The sequence below is a fragment of the Paraburkholderia sp. SEWSISQ10-3 4 genome, from assembly GCF_030464785.1.
GTDB lineage: Bacteria > Pseudomonadota > Gammaproteobacteria > Burkholderiales > Burkholderiaceae > Paraburkholderia > Paraburkholderia aspalathi.
In genome coordinates this window covers 119,273-137,783 of the sequence record NZ_JALPRI010000011.1, presented here as the reverse complement: position 1 = coordinate 137,783, position 18,511 = coordinate 119,273, and the positions used below count along the sequence as shown (strand labels likewise).

Below are 18,511 nucleotides of genomic sequence, written 5' to 3'. Positions count from 1 at the left end.
CTCATGCCGCACACTTCCGGATGACAACTACCACCTGCCCGGGTTCAGTTGCCGTCTCTGTTGGCAACGTCGCGAGGAGATGCTTGAGACGCCATCGCAGAAAGTGTGTCGTGGCTAACTGATCCATGTGAGGGCGAAAGTCTTTCAACCACTCGTTGACGTCCCATCGCGCAATGCCCAACTCGTAACTGACATCGGCAGACGCAGCCTCGAAGTCGACCAGATCCAGAATCTCGCCAGCAGAAAGACCTTCGCGGTGAAAATAACCCAAACTTTGAACCAATGCATTCGACCACTGGCAGAGCGTATAAGTCGTTCGCTGTGACGCTATGGTCTGATCGCACCAGGGCTCACAAATAACGACTCCATGGCGTGTCACGCGCGCCGCCTCTCGCATGGCTCCCTGGGGGTTTGGAACGTGATGAAGCGAATTGGCAATCAGCACCCAATCGAAATGGCAATCGTCGAATGGCAGATGTCGCATGTCGCAGACCATCGCGTCCACCCCGGCACTTTGCAGCGACACCACTGAAGGTTCGTGCGTATCGACACCATATGTGTCGACGTGATGGCTGCGCTTTAGCGCCACGAGTTTGTGCCCGTCGCCGCATCCCATTTCCAGCAAGGAGGCGGGGAACGGCTCCAATCGTGACAAGCGCTCCATCAATCGCCGGTCACCAACACTTAAGCGAGGATCACACATGCTGAACGGCCTCCTTCATCGATTCCAGGAATATGCGGCCGCGCTCGGTGAATTCGGCATGGGATCGAAGAATCGCATCACCCTGCATGAACCTTGCAGCGTAGGCCGCTTGTCGCGTGTGGAAAGAGAGCGGGAGCGCGCCAATGGGCAGATGTGCAGCGGTTTCGGCCGACCTGCCACGCTCGTGCGCGTAGCCCTCGAGTTCTGGTGCGCTTCGATACGCATAAAGCAGGCGAAAGAACACAAAATGCGCGTGCAGTACACCCTTGACCGGTCTCAATGTCTGTCGCGCTGGCGACGGTGCCAGCGCCGAGCCGTTCGTCACCAGTGGATCAAACGTCATCAACAGATTCAAATAAAGATGCGACGCTTCATGAACCAGCCGGTCGAAATAGAAAAGCCGCTGATGCTGCTCGCTGGCGTGTTGTAGCGGTCGAACGAGAATCATGCCGAAGCTCGACAAGCTCGATGCCGCTTCCGCCGAAAACGACGGCGGCATCAACTGAACGACCGACACAATACTGTCAAGTTCGTCTGCAAGATCGGGATAGCGGGCCGCAATGAGCGTCTTCGTTGCGGCACAATGCCGTCCGGCCGTCTGCGCGACTGAGGGGTCAACCGCGGAGAAATCACCGCCGGTCTGTGTTCGACGCTCCACCCCGCTACTGGAGAAGTCGGCACGATTTACATCGGACTCGGCAGCGTTGTGGCGCGCGCGAGTGAAAGAGAGCGTGATGTCGTCGACACCTTGCCGGATTTCAAACTCATCGCAATATGGCGCATGGAGACAGTCACGCAATGCCTTGCAGCGTTGAACGACAGCAAGCGCGTCTGATCGAGCCATGCTCTCCAGCAGGCTGAAATACGCGAAGTACGGCTCCGGCGCATATCTTCGCGACGGATCAAGCGCCTCAACCAGGGCGCGCTCTTGCGTGAGCGGTTCTGGAATGACGCGTTCAATCTCCTGCAGCACTTTGAAAAGCGAGTCCTTCAGCCTTCTCTGCAGTTCTATCCGGAGCGCTCTGCCTGATCCAGGGCGCGGAAGCGCCAACTCTCGCCACTCGGAATGATCTTGCAACGTTTCAGAAATGGTTTTCATAAGAATGGATGGCTCCGCGACTGGAGCGCGGAGACACGTCAATTGCCTTGAAACCGACAAAACCATGACGTGCTCCGCTGTTGGACCTCAGGCCAGATACTGCAAGGTTGGAACGAGATCCGATCCGTCCGTGACGATGTCCGCAGGCACCTTGAATCCTTCTTCATGCGTGGTAATGAGGGCGTTGATACCTTGAGACGTGGATGTATCCAGCTTGTTGGTCGTAGACATGAGTCACTCCTATTTCAAACAGACAGTTGGGAATCGAAAGCAACGCATCGTTTGGTATCTAAAGCGAGCTTCCGGAATAGAGTGTCCGTCACGTTTCTGAGGTGCGAATTAGGGCAAGCCACGACCCAAACCGAGTCCGTGGATCGATATCTCTAGCGCCTAATTTCTGGTTAACTTTCCTCGCCTATTCTTCGTTCCAATGGACCAGCAAACCGAGTCAAGGTACGTCATAGATTCGCGCGACAGTGCCGAGTATCGGGGTACTTAAGTCAAGAGAGGAGAATACGAATGAGTGTGATAACCGAAGAACGTCTGAGCATCTTGAGCGAAATTGCGACCGATTGCTTCGATGTCGATACCTACGCCTTAAACCCTGAACTGCCGGACTTACGCGTCCCGGTGAGACCGGTCGATATCGTCCGCGCACTCGAAACCGCCTACGACATGGGTCTGATCGCGGGATATCATTTGATGCGCTCTGGGCGGACGCGTTACTGACATCGAGCGAAGGAGCCTCCCCATGAATACGCCGCTAAGATTCGCAGTACTCGCGATTACCTTGGCGTGTGCCGTACTATCGACCACCGCTCACGCGCGAACCGCGAGCTACCCGCATGAAGCGGCGTGCGTGGCGCCGCCCGAGACGTCCTCCATCTATGCAAGTCATCACGAACAAATCGCGGACACTTCACGTGGCCCACTCGCCTATTACCGATTCGGTCATGGCAGCCCGCTTCTACTCGTCACCGGCTATCGCGCGACAATGTCCGAATGGGACGCAACGTTCCTCGCCGAACTCGCGAAACATCATGACGTCATCGTCTTCGACAACCGCGGCATCGGGCGTTCGATGCCCAATGCGGCGAGTTTCACGATCGACGACATGGCAAGCGATACCGCCGCGTTGATCGACACGCTGGCCTTGAAGCACGCGACGGTGGTCGGATGGTCGATGGGCGGCTCAATCGTGCAGCAACTCGCGATCGACAAGCCTCAGGCAATCGGCAAAATGGTATTGATGAGTGCTTTGGCGCCAGGCCGAACCGGCACCCCGGTGCCTGCGGACGTCATGGCGAAACTGGCGGGCGGCCCTGGCGTCACGTTCAACGACGTCATGGCCGTTCTGTTCCCAGCATCAAGCGTGAAAGACGCCGAGCGGTGTTTCGCCAAGGATATGTTCAAGCCCTCCGGCTACCCGTCGCCCGCCATTTCCGGCGTGGTCACGGATGGTCAAACCGTCGCGCTGGAAGCGTGGGAAACGGATGATAAGGCCCCCGACGCGCTACGCTCGGTGCGTATCGATACGCTGGTGCTGTCGGGCGACGACGATGCCGTCGTCGTCAAAGAGAACGCCGCAGCGCTCACGCGCTTATTGCCCCATGCCCATCTGCTGCTGGTTAAGCAAGCAGGACACGCGATGATGTATCAATACCCGGTCGCGCTGGCGCGTGCGATCGGCTCATTTGCGCGTCACTGAAGTGCCGCAATTGAAGCCTCGAAAGGGGCGAATGAACATCGACGCGTACCCGGTCGCCATACCTCGAAATCATCTGACGAATAAATTTTCCCATTGGAAAGATGTTGACGCGACGAAGAATCCCACTTAATATTTCCGATGGAAAGATTGCCGCTCACCTCAACGCTGCCGGCCCATTTGGCCCTTAAACAGCTGATGCCGGGTCGCGGCTCTTTTATCCGATGGAACAAGGCGATCCTGAAGAAGACCGGGCTCATACGCCTTGAATACAGCAGTCTGGTCGGCCAGGGCGAATCGCATGCCGCCACGAAGAAGCGGTGCCGGATTGCCTTGTTCTGCTCGCATGTGGAGATTTCTTTACCCGCGCAGCTTCCGTCTTCCTGATCCTCAACTGGCATGAAGACATTGCCAGCGACCCTTAAAAAGTTGGTCAAATGCACGCGTTACACGCCCTATTTCAGAGGTCGCCGGAGGTTGCGCTTTTCCTCTCGCTCGCGATCGGATATTACGTCGGTCGCATCAATTTCGGCTCTTTCCAGCTAGGCGGCGTGGGAGGAACGCTGCTCGCGGCCGTGCTCATCAGTCAAGCCGGTGTCGCCATCGACAGCGGGGTCAAGGCGCTGATGCTGAGCGTATTTATCTATGCGGTTGGGTATTCATCCGGCCCGCAGTTTTTTGCGTCATTCAATCGCAAGACGCTCCGCGAATTCGCGCTGGCTGCTTTTCTTGCCGCGTCGGCACTCTTTACCGTGGTTGCCTGCGCAAAGCTATTCCACCTCAATAAAGGCCTCGCCGCGGGTTTGGCGGCGGGTGCGTTGACACAGTCAGCTATTGTCGGCACGGCCGGAGACGCAATCGCGAGGCTTGGGCTGCCCCCGACAGAAGTAAAGTTTCTGCAATCGGAAGTGGCGATCGCCTTTGCCGTGACCTACGTGACTGGCTTGCTAAGCGCGATACTTGTCTGTGTGAATATCGTGCCGCGATTTATGCGCGAAGGTCTGCATGACGCGGCGATCAAAGTCGAGAATGCAGCTGACGGCGGCATGCGGCTGCGGCCCGGCCGGAGCGCATCAATGCCAGGACTCGTCGGCCGGGCGTACCGCGCGGGGCCAGCTGCAGGCCGAACGATCGCGGAAATCGAAGTAAGCCAAAAGGATTTGATCAATATCGAGCGTATTCGTCGGGAAGACAGACTGATCGATCCGGCGGCGGACGTGGTGCTGCAGAAGGACGACATCGTTCTGATTGTGGGCCTGCGTAAGTGGGTGGCAGTTGCCGCGGCACTGCTTGGAGAAGAGGTCGCGGAAGCCGAGGGCATATCTGTCGAGATGGAGAGTCGGCAAGCGGTTTTTGCCAGAAAAGGCATGAACCATGTGACGATTTCGAAGGCCCGCAATTCACTCGATCGGGCGCTGCGTCGTGGTGTGTTTATTCTCGGCATAACGCGGGCTGAGCGGCCACTGCCTCTCCTTTGGGAAACCGAGTTGCAGCATGGTGACGTCATTACGTTCTATGGAACGCCTGAAAACACCAAACGAGCGGTCGAGGTAGCGGGTTATGACTTGCCCTGCTCGGATAAAACCGACTTCGTTTATCTGGGACTAGGTCTGGTTTCTGGTCTGCTACTAGGGCTTGTCGTAACTTATGTCGGCGGTTTCGCGTTGACGCTCGGTGCAGGTGGGGGCTGCCTCCTGATGGGGCTGGTGTTTGGCTGGGTGCGCGGCAAATATCCGAAGTATGGGGCAATGCCTTCGGCTGCCGCACAACTGTTAAAGGATTTTGGCTTGTCCGCATTCGTTGCCGCGGTCGGTCTCAATTCCGGAATGCAGGCGCTCTTAACGATCCGACAAAGCGGGATAACCATTTTATTACTCGGTATCTTTGTCGCGCTCTTTCCGTTGCTTCTTACCATGCTATTCGGCCGCTACGTATTGCGCTACAACAACTCAGCTTTGCTCGCCGGTGCATTGGCCGGCTCACGTGCTGCCAATCCGGCGTTCGGTCAGCTGTTGGAAAAGTCTGAAAGCGCGGTGCCGACCGTGCCCTTTGCAGTCACGTATGCAATCGCAAGCGTGCTGTTGGCGTTACTTGGACCTCTGCTCATTGAGCTCGTTTGAGGGTGACTGCATTTCGACAGTCCCTGGTTGTCTTATCCGGTAGAACGAGACGATCTCGGATAGCGAAGCAATCAATCTAAAAAATCGTCTTACAAAAGGAACGGGGCTATTAATCCCCACGGCGTTCGGAACCCGATAAAGGGAACGCTTGGGGCACAACATCGAGAGAAAGATGAAAATACTACTGGCTGAAAGTGACCTGCATACGGGTCAAAGTCTTTTTTGCGCTTTGAGAGATGCGGAATACACCGTCGACTGGGTACGGGACGGCCGTGCCGCCAGCCTTGCAATCGCAGCAAGCTATTACGCGGTCGTGCTCCTTAATCTGAGTCTTCCGCGCATTGGCGGCATAGCGTTGTTGAAGGCATCACGTGCTGCCGGCAACAAGGTTCCCGTCCTGCTCCTTAGCGCACACGATGATCCGGAAACGCATGCACGCGGTCTAGATACCGGCGCCGACGATTGCATACTCAAGCCATTCGTTATTCGTGAGTTACTTGCACGCATTCGCGCAGTTCTGCGGCGCACGACAGGCTATGCGACCTCGAGAATCGGCGACGAATTTCTTGGTCTCGATCTTGAAAGGCGCACCCTTCTCCTGAATGGTGTCGAGTCGCAGCTGTCGGCGCGTGAATTCACGTTGATGCACGCCTTGCTTGAACGTCGGGGCGCGGTACTCTCGCGTAGCCAACTTGAAGAGCGACTGTATGGTTGGGGCAGAGAGATTGAAAGCAACGCGGTCGATGTATTGATCCATGCAATCCGAAAGAAATACGGGCAATCCTTGATCCGGAACGTCCGGGGCCTTGGCTGGTCGATAACGTCGGAGAATCGGTAATCAGCGCGCGCGACACCGGTGCGTTAGCCTGCCTGTCTTCGTGCATCGTGATCTGCCGCGTCTGCCATTATTCGGCCAGTTCCCTGAAGTGCGCATTGCACGGTGTCAGTCCAAGACTTGCAATCGCGGCGCGGTCCACTTTCCCTTGCTCAGTAAGAGGCAGGCGATCAACAACGCAGATACGCACTGCATTGCCGATGAACACGCCGAACGTGGCTTCGAGCGCGCGCACACATTGCACGACGCCCACCCGTTTTCCGTCCCACGGCTCGACCGCGGCGATCCATCCGTGCTCGCTAGCATCAGCGTTCGCCGCGAAAGCCGCTGCATAGCGAACGTCGGAAAGCTCGCACAGAACTTCTTCAATCGGAGTGGGACCGATCGCACGTCCGTCAACCTCGGCGACATCCGTTGCGCGACCGAGAACATGCAGGTTGCCGGCTTCGTCGAGGAAGCCGATATCGCCCGTCAGGCAGTAACCGTCCTGAAACTTCTCAGCCGATTCGACTGCCTGGTTGTAATAGCCTTGCGCCACCGCGCGGGACCTTACCTCGATTTTTCCATGCTGCCCGGTCCGCGCGAGCGTTCCATTGGCGAGACGAAAGCGCACCTCGACGCCCGGCCGAACGCGGCCAGCACTGGCTAGCAGTTCAGGGGCCGTCCCATAGCTGGCCGCAGGCAGCACGCTGACGAGACCCGCCTCGCTCGCTCCATACATATGGGTGAGAACAGGCCCCAGACGCGCGATCGCGCGTCGCCGCAGGATCGCGGGCGATGATCCGCCGATGTGCGCGAGGGACCGAAGTGAGGACAGGTCACGTCGGCGGACATCCGGATGATCCATGACTTCGAAAAGCTGCGGCTCGACCAGAAACATATCGGTGATACGTTCCGCTTCAATCGTCGCGAGCGTCTGCGCGGCGTCGTAGCGGCGCTCCAGCACAATCGTGCCGCCGCCGATGAGGGTCCTGTCGACCAGCACTTGGGAAAGATACGCGAGCGGGCCATTGATGAGTTGACGCCTGCCTCTCGCATCCGCCTCACCGACCATAGCGGAATAGGCCGCAAATGAACGATGACTGCCTTTAGGCACGCCCGTCGTGCCCCCTGACGAGACAATCACAGCACGATCGTCAGCCATGGCGCGGCTATGCATCGGTAGATCGGACTGCGCCTGTGCGAGCTTGTCGAGTCGGGCAGATTCAGAGCCGGTGCCGACGTAAACGACGCGCGTGTTCACCGCGTCGGGGACGAGTTGCGCGGTCGGCTCGAAGACGACCAGCAGCGTAGGCTGGATCCGCTCAAGCAGCACGGTACGGCGATCGGCGTCCGCGAGCGCAGGCAGGAACATCGTCCCTGCGCCCAGGAGGTTCGCTGCATAGCGAATCGCGAGTGCGTCAGGGCAGTTCGAGGCAAACTGCGCGACAAGCGAGTCTCGACCGATGCCTAGCGCCTCAAGCGTACGCGCATAGCGAAAGATTGCGCGACGTAGCGCATCGCCCGTTACGTTGCTCTTTTGATAGCGCAACACCCCCTGATCGGTTCGCGTCTTCAATTGATCGAGTAATGCGTCGATGTAAGACCGATAGGCTACGTGTCCGTTGTCTTCTATGACGACCTCTTGGGTAGTGGGATAGGGTTCAGAGCTGCAGGGGTAGGAGCGTCGGCTGCCCGCGAACAACGCGGCCCGACACTTGAATTACACCTGACGCATCATGCGCTCGAAAAATGAGCGAAGAATTAGCGAACCCGTAGCAGGAGTGAGCTGATCTATCTCAGCTCATGAACGCGAACCTCGCGCCGCGTCTTGATGGCGAGCGCGCGATATCCGCGCCCGCCTCAATCACCTACCCCCTCAGAACAGATGATTGACGCGCAAAATCCCTTCGTTCGAGCGATACCCGCTTCCAAACTGGCCGCCGTATTCCAGCTTGATCTCGGTGTTTTTCGAAACGCTGAGGTTCATGTCTAGCTTCACCTTCGCCAGCGCCGACGGAGCCGATGAGACAGCGGTGAAAGGCGCGACGCCCGGCGCACTGCCGACGAACTGCGCGTCCGTTGCCCAATGGTTCCGGTCGTGGAAAACCGCGCCCGCCGCGACGTCCGGGCGCAGCACCATGCCATTGGCAAAAGCCCATCGTCCGCCCAGTTCGAACATCGGCGAGGCCGAAAGCGTCGTGCCGCTCGAACTGTTGACAGCGAGATCGAGCGCGCCCGCACCCTGCTCGGTGTAGCTGCCCGTATGGAAATGGACGAGATGAACGTCCAGATACGGCTTCATGTACCAGTCATTCATCGGAATCGTATAGGCAATGCGCGAGTGCAGTCCGGCCTCGTAGGTATTGAAGTCACCTTTCGCCTGAACTGCAGAACCCGGTAACGTGACGTTGCGCGTGGAGTCGTCCCAACCATAGGCCGCATCGGCACCGCCGGAGATCGTCCAGCGGCCGATTTCCTTCTTCAGGACGATACCCAACTGCGGACCGTGTGCGTTGACGTCGCCCACGCCGTCCGAGCCGTCCAGAGTCGTCGTGCCGTATCCCACGCTGCCGCCGATGAACCAGCCATCGCCCAAGCCGTGCTGGCCGCCGAATTGCATGGCATAGGTGTTGGCGTTGTAGCCGAGGCCGTCCGAGCCATCCGCGCTCGTATGGTTATCGATGACGCGCCCCCATCCGCAGTCGTGCTCGTGCATCATCGTATCTGCGGTCCCATCAAAGGTCGGGCAGCTATACATGCGCTCGACAAACGCATGGCTTGCCACGAGACCTGCATTGCCTACGGCCTGCTGTGTTTCATTGCCCAGCCTGTTGAGCGCAGCGTTATAAGCGGCGTGGTTCTGAACGCCGTTCGCCAACTGCGCGAACAGGGTGCCCAGCGCATTGGCGCCTGCACCCGAATCGAAGTTCGCCTGCAGGTGGTTCGCCACCGACTGTGCACTCGCGCTCAGACCTGCCGCGCTCCCGGCGAAGTTCGCGTGCGGCGTGACATACAGCGACTCACCCGCGTCTTGCGAATTTGGCGTGTTGCGAGCCGCCAGCGTATAGTTGACGAGATACGGATTGCTCGCCTGCAGTTGCGACGCGTCGAGTACGCCGTGTACGTCCATCACGTCGAGCGTGCTGTTGGTCAGGCGCGTCGGACGCATGACCACCTCGCCCGCGAGCGTCGCGTTACCTGTGATGGTCACGCGGTCACTCGTTCCCGCGACATGGTCGCTGTCGATCATGAGCTGCCCGCTTTGCTGCTGCACGACGTTGCCGTTGATCTGCAAGGACGAGATCGCCGAACCGCCAACTTCAAGCGTGCCGCCGTTGATCAACGTGCTATGGGATCCACCGAGGTCGAGCGACGTCGCGCTCAGCGTCGAGGAAGGCTTTCCGTTGATCGTGCTGCCATCGGCAAGCGTGGTATTGCCGTAAAAGCTGGATCCCGCCTCGTTGGTAATCGCCACCGGTGTCGTCGATGCCGATGCCACGACAATTCCGTTGGCACTCGGCGTGTTCTTGTTCGTGAGCGTGCCGTTGTCGATCGTGCCGGAGTTGTCGATCGTGTTCGTCCCCGCGCCGTCAACGAAGATGCCACCCGCCGAGTTGGCCCACGACTCGACAGCGCCGCCACTTCCAATGTTGATCGACGTATTGTTTGAGCCGTTTCCGCGACTTTGTACATAGATGCCATACGCACCCTGGCCTGAAGTCCGAACGATGGAGCCCCCGCCCAGCGCGACGCTGACGTTCCCCGTGCAGGGCTGCGAACTACTGCACTTGGCCGGGCTCGCTCCTGCGAACGCATAACCTGAGTTATTCGCGCCTGCGATAACGCCACCGCCTCCGCCCACCGCTTGCGCGAAGATCGCATGGGCACCGTCCCCGGCCGTGACGATGCTGCTGTTGCTTCCGATATTGACCGAAACATTGCCACCCTGGCCGCTCTCGACGGTCGGCGTCGCTTGCAACCCGGAAGCCAGATTGACGTTTTGCATACTGCCGATCACGCCGCCGCCACCGCCCACGCTTTGCGCGAAAACACCGACGGCGCCCGCACCGCTTGTCGAGATCCAGGACGTGTTGTTCATGTTTACGGTGACGGCGCCACCGTCACCAGATTGCTTCGTACCGCCAAACAGCGTCGCGAGAGAGCTGCCCGGCGTCGCGCCAACGAACAAACCTCCGCCTCCACCCACGCTTTGCGCCAGAATGCCGTACGCACCGGCTCCCGTTGTCAGGACATACGAGTCGCTCGAATGCGGCGCTGCGCCGAGCGTCACGTCAACCTCACCGCCGTTGCCGCTCGCGCCATCTTTGTCGCCGATTTGAAGCGGTACGATTGTTGTCTGCTGGACGCCGCCAGTGGTCGAGTTGGTCGCGCTGGTGGTCGTGAGCGTGCCGCCGCCTCCACCAATGCTCTGTGCCACGATGCCAATCGCATCCGCGCCGCTCGTGGTGACGCTGCCGGGCGCATCCTGGCCCATGGTGACCTGCACCGTATTGCCTGCTCCGCCGGCACCGCCGCTTCCGCCGAGTGTCACACTGATTTTCGGGTTGTTTCCACTATCCGATGCACCCACGTCGCTGGACAGCACCTGGGCCGTTCCGCCGCCGCCGCCAACGCTCTGAGCGAGAATGCCGAACGATTCGTTTGCGGAGGTGGCAACCACACCATCATTGGTCACCGTGACGGTGCTGCCGTTGCCGCCCGCGCCGCCCGATCCGCCAACGGTCACGTTGAAATTCTTCAGCGCGCCGTCCTGAGAGCCGGTGACGGCGCCCTTACCGCCACCACCGCCGACGCTTTGCGCATCGATCGCATACGATGAAACACCGTTCGTCACGATAGAGCCGCTGTTGGCGACGGTGACCGAGTTACCGTCGCCGCCGCTTACGCCGTTGCCGCCAAGCGTGAGTCCCGCGCTAGTGTTGCTGCTGTCTCCGGTGTCTCCACCGTTAGCGCTGCCAGAAAAGGTCGTCGCGCCGCCCACGCCACCGCCGCCGCCAATGCTCTGTGCAAAGATGGCGTCGGACTTAACGCCGTCCGTCTCGATGGCGTTCGTATTGGCGACGCTGACGCTTCCGCCTATCCCGCCAGTGCCGCCCTTTCCGCCAATCGTCGCCTGCAGGGTGAGACTACCGGCCGAGCCGGCGTCGTCATCGTCATCGCTATCACGCACCGCTTGAACACCGCCCGAATCACCGCCGGTGATCGCCGAGTTCAACTGCGAGATGTTTTTAATGCCTTTCAGCACGTCGTTACTGATCTGGTACACGCCATCCGCAACCTTGGTCGCACCGCCCGAGCCGAAGCCCAACCCGTTGGCAAGCGCATTCGTCATGTTGTTGATCACCGTTTCGGGGTTTTGCGCGCCGCCGGTCGTGGAGGCGCCCTTGCCCGCTTTACCGCCGCCGCCGCCGATGCTTTGCGCGATGATGGCATCGGCATCCGCACCCTTCGTCAGCAAGGCTGCGCTATTGTCGACCGTCACCTGTCCACCGGTCCCGCCCTTGCCGGCGTTGCCGCCCACGGTTACGGCCAGCTTCAGCCTATTGTTGCTGCCATTTGCCGCGCCCGTACCGCCGCCTGACGCGCCGCCGCCACCGCCGATGCTTTGCGCGAGGATGGCATTTGCACCGTCGCCCGCGGTAACTATGTTGGTGCCGGTACCGTTGCCGTTGTTATTGACGTTGACGGAACCTCCGCTGCCGCCCGTGCCACCGGAGCCCCCGACAGTAATCGACGTGCTGAAGCTTTGAGTCCCGCCGCTAGTGGACGCCGTCGAGTCGCCGGTGCCGCCTACGCCACCGCCGCCACCCACGCTCTGCGCAAGGACGCCGTATGCGTCAGCACCCATCGTCGCAACCAGGCCTCCGCTTCCGTTGACGGTGACCGCGCCGCCGCTGCCGCCCGCTCCGCCCTTGCCACCAACGCTCGAACTCGCCGAGATGCTGGTGCCGTCTTTTGACGCCTTCGCATACGACGATGCAGTCGAGTCGCCGCCGTTGCCACCGCCGCCGGCAATGTTCTGCCCGATGATGCCGATCGCGCCATCTCCGGCGGTCGTGACGAGGCCCGCGTTATTGACTGTGACCGGGCTTTTGGTCTGGTCTCCGCCTGCGCCCGCGCCGCCGCCAATGGCGACGCTGACCGAGGTCGTCGGAAATTCAGGATCGCCACTCAAAGCGACGGCGCTTGCCAGCGCCGAACCGCCTTGACCGCCCCCGCCACCGATGCTCTGGGCCTTGATGCCATAAGCATCGGCGCCGTATGTCGAGACCTGATCATTGTTTGTCACCGTCACCGCGCCGCCGGATTGCCCGGAGCCTGCGGAGCCACCAAGCGCGAAAGACGTGGAGACCTGAACACCGGCATTGAGCGCAACGGCAGTGCCGCCGTTGCCGCCGCCGCCGCCGATGCTCTGTGCCTCGATGCCGCCTGACTGCTGACCGAAGGTCGTGACAAGGCCATCGTTCTGTACGGTGACAGTCGAGCCGCTACCGCCGCCCTTGGCGTCGCCACCGATGGCAAGGGTAGGCGCGATGATGCCTGCCGCGAAAGCATTGCCGCCGTTGCCACCCGCATCGCCGATGCTTTGCGCGACAATGGCGGCGGCGGAGTCGCCTCGGGTGATAATGGTGTCGTTGAGAGCCGCAGAGCTGGAGTCGCTGCCTGAGAAGCCGACCGTGACGGCTTGTGCGTCGCCGCCGGCACCGCCATTGCCACCGAATGCCAGGTTGCCGAGTGAGGCGGCGTTCCCGCCACTTCCGCCACCGCCCCCTACGCTCTGCGCAAGAATGCCATCAGCGCCCGTACCGGTTGTGGTAATGCTGCCGCCACTGCCCGATACGTAGACCTCACCGCCCGCACCGCCATTGCTGGCTGCGCCGCCGCGCGAATAAAAGATGCCACTCGCGTCGCCACCCTTACCGCCCATGCCACCGACGCTTTGTGCCAGCACGCCATCCGCGAAACTGCCACTCGTGCTCACTGCGCCATTGATAACGGCGGTTGCGGTACTGCCTGCGCCGCCCTGACCCGCGTCACCGGCGTTGGTACCAATCGCTGCGCCTTTGCCGCCCGCCCCGCCCACCCCGCCATTCGAGCGAACCAGCACCGCTGGAGCCACCGTGGATGAAGTGGTAGGTGTATCGTCGCCTTGAGTGATGACAATGCCGTTGCTCTCGATGGTGACCGATGCCGATCCCGCCTGTCCCCCGGTATTGCCTGTGCCACCTCCCGCATAATTGCTGCCCGCCGCCCACGCACCCGCCCCCCCTGCGCCGCCATAGCTGATCGCTGAGACCCCTACCGTCGCTTGATGCGGCGCGCCGGTCACGGACGTCGCGGCGCCCGCGACGCCCGTGGGCGATTGCCCGACGTCGACGATTGCATTGCCGCCGACGCCACCCAGGCCTCCATTGCCGCCCGTTGTCGTGGTGCCAGATGCATCACCGCCGGCGCCACCGTCTCCGCCGACTGAAACTGCGCTCAAAACATTTACTCCGCCAGTAACAGATCCTCCGGACTGAAGCGTCAACGTAGCGTTACCGCCTTGACCGCCGTTGCCACCGTTACCGCCGGTACCACTGTCACCTCCGTTTCCCGTATTTCCGTCGCCGCCCTGGCCGCCAGCACTTCGCACCAGCGCGCCGTTGGACGGTACGACACCCAGATAGAGACGTGTCGCTGCGCTGACGTTGCCCGATATAGTCAGGGTGCTCTGCGGAGCCGACCCGCCGCCCCCGCCGGCGCCACCGCTTGCTCCCGACGAATATTGACCCAAACCGCCCTGGCCGCCGGTGCCACCTTGCGCAAGGACGTCAATGCCATCCCCGGCCGAGGACTGAATGGTGCCCGTCACGCTAGCCTCTACGGGCGAACTGGACGAGCCGCCATCGCCCCCATTGCTGCCTGCCGCCGACAGGACGCCTGCGTTATCGTCCGCGCCCTTCACGCCGGTGCCGCCGAAGGCTCCAATGATCGCACCGGTCGCGACCGTCGAGATCACTCCGCCAATCGCAACGCTCACCGGCCCGCTACCTCCAGCGTTTCCGGACTTCGACGGATAGTAGCCAAGGCTGCCGTCGTCGCCGTACAGCGTCGATCCGCCTTGAGAGAGCACGGTCAGCCCTGGTGAAGAGGCGTCCGTGGAAGAAACAGAACCGTTCATCGTCACCTGAATCTGCCCACCGTCACCTCCCGCGCCACCCTTTCCAACCGTTCCAATCTTGGCGCCTTGCCCGCCGCCACCGGCGCCGCCCTGTGAGATGAATTGCAGAATGCCGCCCGGGTTCGCCCCGGACGCGTTGACGCTTGCCCCGACGGCGGCAGTGATACTGCTTCCCGCCGCGCCTGCGCCGCCGTCGCTGCCGTCTGTGTTGCCTGAGCCTCCCGCTCCGCCATACGTCTCCAGTTGCATTGCGCCCCACGTGGGCGTCGCAGTCAAAGTCTGTGGCGAAGTAACCGATACAACGATTGGGGAAGGTGACTGTCCGGTTTGACTATTGCCTCCGCCACTACCGCACAGGATGATCTGGTATGGCGTGCCGCTGGCTGGGCTGCAAGCGGCCGCTGAGTTGGCAGATGCGCCTTGTGCAAAGGCGGGGACAGCGAACAGGCCAGCACTAGCGCCGGCGATGGAAAGAAGCGCGAACGACTGAAGGATTGACGCCGTACACGCCCGCATTGGAAACGGAACGATGTTGCTGCTGGAGGAAAAGAATCTGGAGCTCAACATGAGATGTCCTGTCAAATCGGAAAGAATGTGTTGGCGTACGTACAGGCGACACGATTCCGTCGAAATTCAATTCGACATCGCATCGCATTCCTAAGGTGTTGAATACCGGCGGAGCTTTCGTTAATGCCTTTGATGACTTTGTCTGGTCAGACCGCAATCTTCCTTTGACCAATCGTCATCGGCGCGACCCGCTACCTGGCGCCGTGTTGGAGCGAATCTCTTCGGAGCATCATTCCGATCCGCATGGAAAATGCGGACGGGTCCTGATCGGACCTCGATGCAATGCGGCTTGCCGAGCGCAACGATTGTTTCTACCCGCGGACCTTGCGTCCACGTCCGCTCAACGGCGTGCAGCGCGAAATAAGCTTTACAGTGGAAAGATGATGACAGCAAGCAACCACGTCGTCAATATCTTTCCACTGTAAATTTTTGAGTGTGTCCTGAACATGCCGGATTCATGACTCAAACCACCAGCGCGCGCCGAAGCTTCAGGTAGTCGGGCAACACGGTCGAAGGCAAATCTTCGCCGGTTAACGCTGGCCTAATTCTGGAACTCTAGGATACACAGGACTGTCGGCTCAGACGCGCATTCGTCGGTCTTTCATCTCGTCAGTCGCAAGCCTCGCGACGGGCTCGACCTATTCCTTTCTTGGAGTGTTTTATGAAATCCGCCAAAATTCTCATGGTTTTGATTTGCTTAGCCGCTGCTCAAGCAGCGTGCGCACAGGAGAAAAAAGTAAGCCCCGCGAAAATGAGCTGTGCCGACTATGTTGCAGTCGACGAAGCGTATCGACCGGCCCTGGTTTACTGGGTTGCCGGCGTCGACAAACTCGGCGTCAAGGAAACAGACACGCTGGTAGTCGATACTGCGCATCCTGTGGGAGAGACCGTAATGGAAGCCTGCACCCTGGACCCGCACGCTTCGTTCGTGTCGAAAGTCAGATCCTTGGTCAAAACGAAGAAACTTTCCCTGTTTGAGCATTCATAATGTGTTCCCGCGTCGGTCACAATTGACGAGATGCGTGCGAGCGTCCTGATCACCGCTTCCAGACCGACGGGGCCTCGCGCGTACAGAATTCAGTCCGCATCGAAAGCGCTGCGTCTGTATAGCGCCAGACGTCGCCCCAGTTTCGGACTGAAGACGTCATAACGGTGCGCGCCGCGATGACGCGTCAGCGTGAGTGGCTCGAAGCTTCGCAAAACGTCGACCATGCTGCAACATTTTCGCAGCAACCTTTCGGCGCGCGGCATGGACGTCGCTCGGTGGTTTATGAGCGGTAGCAGGTGACGCCTTTTCTGAAGTTGAATAGGTGAGTCGATAGGCGAGGCCATAACCCCGAACGAGGTAGCCAACATGCGAAGGTGAAAACTGGACGCCGAAATGCCGAAAGATCAATTCGCGCAGTTGGCTTATGGTCCAGGTCGGCCCTGGATAGCCGTGAAGCCCTGGTGAGTGTTTGATCGCGCTGACGAGCCAGCTTTGCGAAGCATCATCCAGTCGCGAGGGCCCCCCGTGGATGCGAAGGCGAGCAAGGGCGTCAGCCCCGCCCCTTTCAACCAGGTCCTTGTACTTGCTCACGGTCGGAAGACTCAGTCGAGCCTTCCTGGAAACTTCGCTAATACCATCACCGCTCAACAGAAGCCTGGCGGCAAGAGCCCTACGTTGTGCGAGAGGAATATCGTCTATCGGTTTGCCCATCGTCCTGCGCGCAAATGAATCGGTTGTTATGTCGTATTGCGGTCTCCGTATTTATACACGATTCAATACAAATTTCGCGACGGGCGACTTGGAATCTCGGCAGCCAGATATACAGTCGAAAGCTTACTGAAATACTATGGAAAGCACGGCGTCGGGCCAACTGCGCGGCAAACTCACCTTATCGCCGGATTTTCTGAATGGCTGTTTGCGGAATGCTTTTCGGTCGTTCGACATACTTAGACGGACGTCTGTTCGTGGCCGGCACTACGCGTCCGCACATACCGCCGGAAAGCTGCCATTGACAATTCCAGCGTCCTCACGGTGGCACGTTTATCGAACTGGCGCTATCGGCCAAGAAGGGCCCTTCGGGTTGGGCCGGTGAACGTCTGCTGATAAGCTGCAAGCTGTCTTCTCGGGGCTTGCGCCAGATAATTTGTGGACTTGTTTGCGGGTGCAGACCTTTCTGTGGCCAAGCCCTCGCGTTGGTGGGACCAGTCCAGCTACCTGCTACCCCTGAACTGAGTTCTCACTGGTGCTGCATTAGACGCTCGGCGCGCACCTCAAGCATGCCGCCGGCATCCGCGCCGACTCCCCGCGGTTAGTCAGTCAGCAACCAATCGCCGGTGCTGACGTGCCCGATCAATGCCCGGAGTCGATGGTCATTCATCCGCTTGTCGCAGATAGAACGCGTCGAGAAACTCGTTCATCAGTGCCGCTATGTCATCCACTTTTTCATCAAGTGCAAAGTGGCCTGCGTCGAGCAGATGGACCTGCGCATTTGGCAAATCACGCTGGTAGGCAGCAGCTCCGGCCGCAATGAAGGATCTGTCGTAGCGTCCCCACAGGATGAGCGCGGGAGGCTGTTGCGTTCTCATCCATTCTTGCCAAGCTCCATAGGCCGCCACGTTCGTACGGTAGTCATAAAGCAGCGCGGCCTGGATTTCAGACTGGTCCGGACGATTGAGAAAGGCGTACTCGTCCGTCCAGGTGTCCGGGCTGTAGCGTTCGGGGTTCGGACTCTCACCGTCGTGACGATATTTTGTACTGTCGAACGATGTGAACGCGGTGAACACTTCTGGATGCGCGGCAGGATCAGCCCAGTACTCCTTGATGGCCGTCCACTTTTTCCCGAGACTTTCCTCGTGGCTATTGGCGTTCTGGATCACTAGCGCTTCAAGACGCTCGGGATGTGCCAGCATGATTCGGAATCCGATCGGACCGCCGTAGTCCTGCAGGTAAAAGCTGTAGCGGTCGATGTGAAGCTGTTCGAGCAGGCCAGTGATCGTTTCGGCTAGGTGATCGAACGTGTAGGCGAACTGCGAAGGTGGTGGTGCGTCGCTGTGGCCGAAGCCAGGATAGTCTGGTGCGATAAGGTGATAGTGTGTCGCGAGCAGCGGAATGAGGCTATCAAACATCCGTGACGACGATGGAAACCCGTGAAGAAGCACGATGGTTGGTGCGTCTTTGGGGCCCGCCTCTCGATAGAAGACGCCAACACCGTCAACTTCCGCTCGGTGATAGGTGATCGTCGATGAGGACGATCCGCTCGGATCAGTCCTGCGTGGGCGGGAATCGGTAGGCGGACTCTTTGTACTCATGGAGACTCCGTTATTAGG

Annotated in this window: 13 protein-coding genes; 5 read left to right on the top strand and 8 right to left on the bottom strand. The window is 59.8% G+C overall.

Annotated elements, in window-relative coordinates; translation table 11 throughout:
- Position 1: 1 nt before the first annotated feature.
- From M0D68_RS21140 to M0D68_RS21130, 3 genes are all read right to left on the bottom strand, one after another.
- Positions 2-703, bottom strand: coding sequence for a class I SAM-dependent methyltransferase (locus M0D68_RS21140; protein ID WP_266225269.1), 702 nt, complete (start codon positions 701-703; stop codon positions 2-4).
- Entirely contained in the window at positions 696-1,802 is a 1,107-nt protein-coding gene (locus tag M0D68_RS21135) for an HEXXH motif-containing putative peptide modification protein (protein WP_211701536.1), read from the bottom strand. The genes M0D68_RS21140 and M0D68_RS21135 overlap by 8 nt, the downstream gene beginning before the upstream one ends.
- A gap of 87 nt (positions 1,803-1,889) precedes the next feature.
- Positions 1,890-2,033, bottom strand: a complete 144-nt coding sequence (locus M0D68_RS21130) for a hypothetical protein (RefSeq protein ID WP_211701537.1) — start codon at positions 2,031-2,033, stop codon at positions 1,890-1,892.
- 288 nt (positions 2,034-2,321) lie between these two features.
- Between M0D68_RS21130 and M0D68_RS21125 the strand changes: the two genes are divergently transcribed.
- Positions 2,322-2,531 (top strand): hypothetical protein, encoded by a 210-nt coding sequence (locus tag M0D68_RS21125; protein ID WP_211701538.1) that lies wholly within the window; start codon positions 2,322-2,324, stop codon positions 2,529-2,531.
- Positions 2,532-2,553: 22 nt separating this feature from the next.
- Positions 2,554-3,510, top strand: a complete 957-nt coding sequence (locus tag M0D68_RS21120; protein WP_266225267.1) for an alpha/beta fold hydrolase — start codon at positions 2,554-2,556, stop codon at positions 3,508-3,510.
- On the opposite strand, the gene M0D68_RS21115 is transcribed toward M0D68_RS21120, so the two are convergent.
- Positions 3,504-3,950 carry a hypothetical protein gene (locus M0D68_RS21115; RefSeq protein ID WP_266225265.1) on the bottom strand — a complete coding sequence of 149 codons (447 nt, stop codon included), beginning with the start codon at positions 3,948-3,950 and terminating at the stop codon, positions 3,504-3,506. The two genes, M0D68_RS21120 and M0D68_RS21115, sit on opposite strands and share 7 nt — an antisense overlap.
- Here M0D68_RS21115 and aspT point away from each other — a divergent pair.
- Together aspT and M0D68_RS21105 are read left to right on the top strand one after the other, a co-directional pair.
- Positions 3,945-5,627, top strand: coding sequence for an aspartate-alanine antiporter (gene aspT / locus M0D68_RS21110; protein ID WP_266225264.1), 1,683 nt, complete (start codon positions 3,945-3,947; stop codon positions 5,625-5,627). The genes M0D68_RS21115 and aspT overlap by 6 nt on opposite strands.
- A gap of 172 nt (positions 5,628-5,799) precedes the next feature.
- Positions 5,800-6,465, top strand: a complete 666-nt coding sequence (locus M0D68_RS21105; RefSeq protein WP_266225263.1) for a response regulator transcription factor — start codon at positions 5,800-5,802, stop codon at positions 6,463-6,465.
- A gap of 67 nt (positions 6,466-6,532) precedes the next feature.
- Here the strand turns inward: M0D68_RS21105 and M0D68_RS21100 are convergent, their stop codons facing one another.
- Positions 6,533-8,020 (bottom strand): class I adenylate-forming enzyme family protein, encoded by a 1,488-nt coding sequence (locus M0D68_RS21100; RefSeq protein WP_266225262.1) that lies wholly within the window; start codon positions 8,018-8,020, stop codon positions 6,533-6,535.
- A 300-nt stretch (positions 8,021-8,320) separates the two neighbouring features.
- Complete coding sequence (locus tag M0D68_RS21095) at positions 8,321-14,878, bottom strand: autotransporter outer membrane beta-barrel domain-containing protein (protein ID WP_266225260.1); 6,558 nt, start codon at positions 14,876-14,878, stop codon at positions 8,321-8,323.
- 979 nt (positions 14,879-15,857) lie between these two features.
- Here M0D68_RS21095 and M0D68_RS21090 point away from each other — a divergent pair.
- Positions 15,858-16,184, top strand: coding sequence for an HdeA/HdeB family chaperone (locus M0D68_RS21090; protein WP_256457972.1), 327 nt, complete (start codon positions 15,858-15,860; stop codon positions 16,182-16,184).
- A 156-nt stretch (positions 16,185-16,340) separates the two neighbouring features.
- Here the strand turns inward: M0D68_RS21090 and M0D68_RS36635 are convergent, their stop codons facing one another.
- Both M0D68_RS36635 and M0D68_RS21085 read right to left on the bottom strand, forming a co-directional pair.
- On the bottom strand, positions 16,341-16,895 hold the full coding sequence (locus M0D68_RS36635; RefSeq protein WP_367619320.1) for a helix-turn-helix domain-containing protein: 555 nt from the start codon (positions 16,893-16,895) through the stop codon (positions 16,341-16,343).
- 659 nt (positions 16,896-17,554) lie between these two features.
- Positions 17,555-18,493, bottom strand: coding sequence for an alpha/beta fold hydrolase (locus tag M0D68_RS21085; protein WP_266225258.1), 939 nt, complete (start codon positions 18,491-18,493; stop codon positions 17,555-17,557).
- Positions 18,494-18,511: the final 18 nt, after the last annotated feature.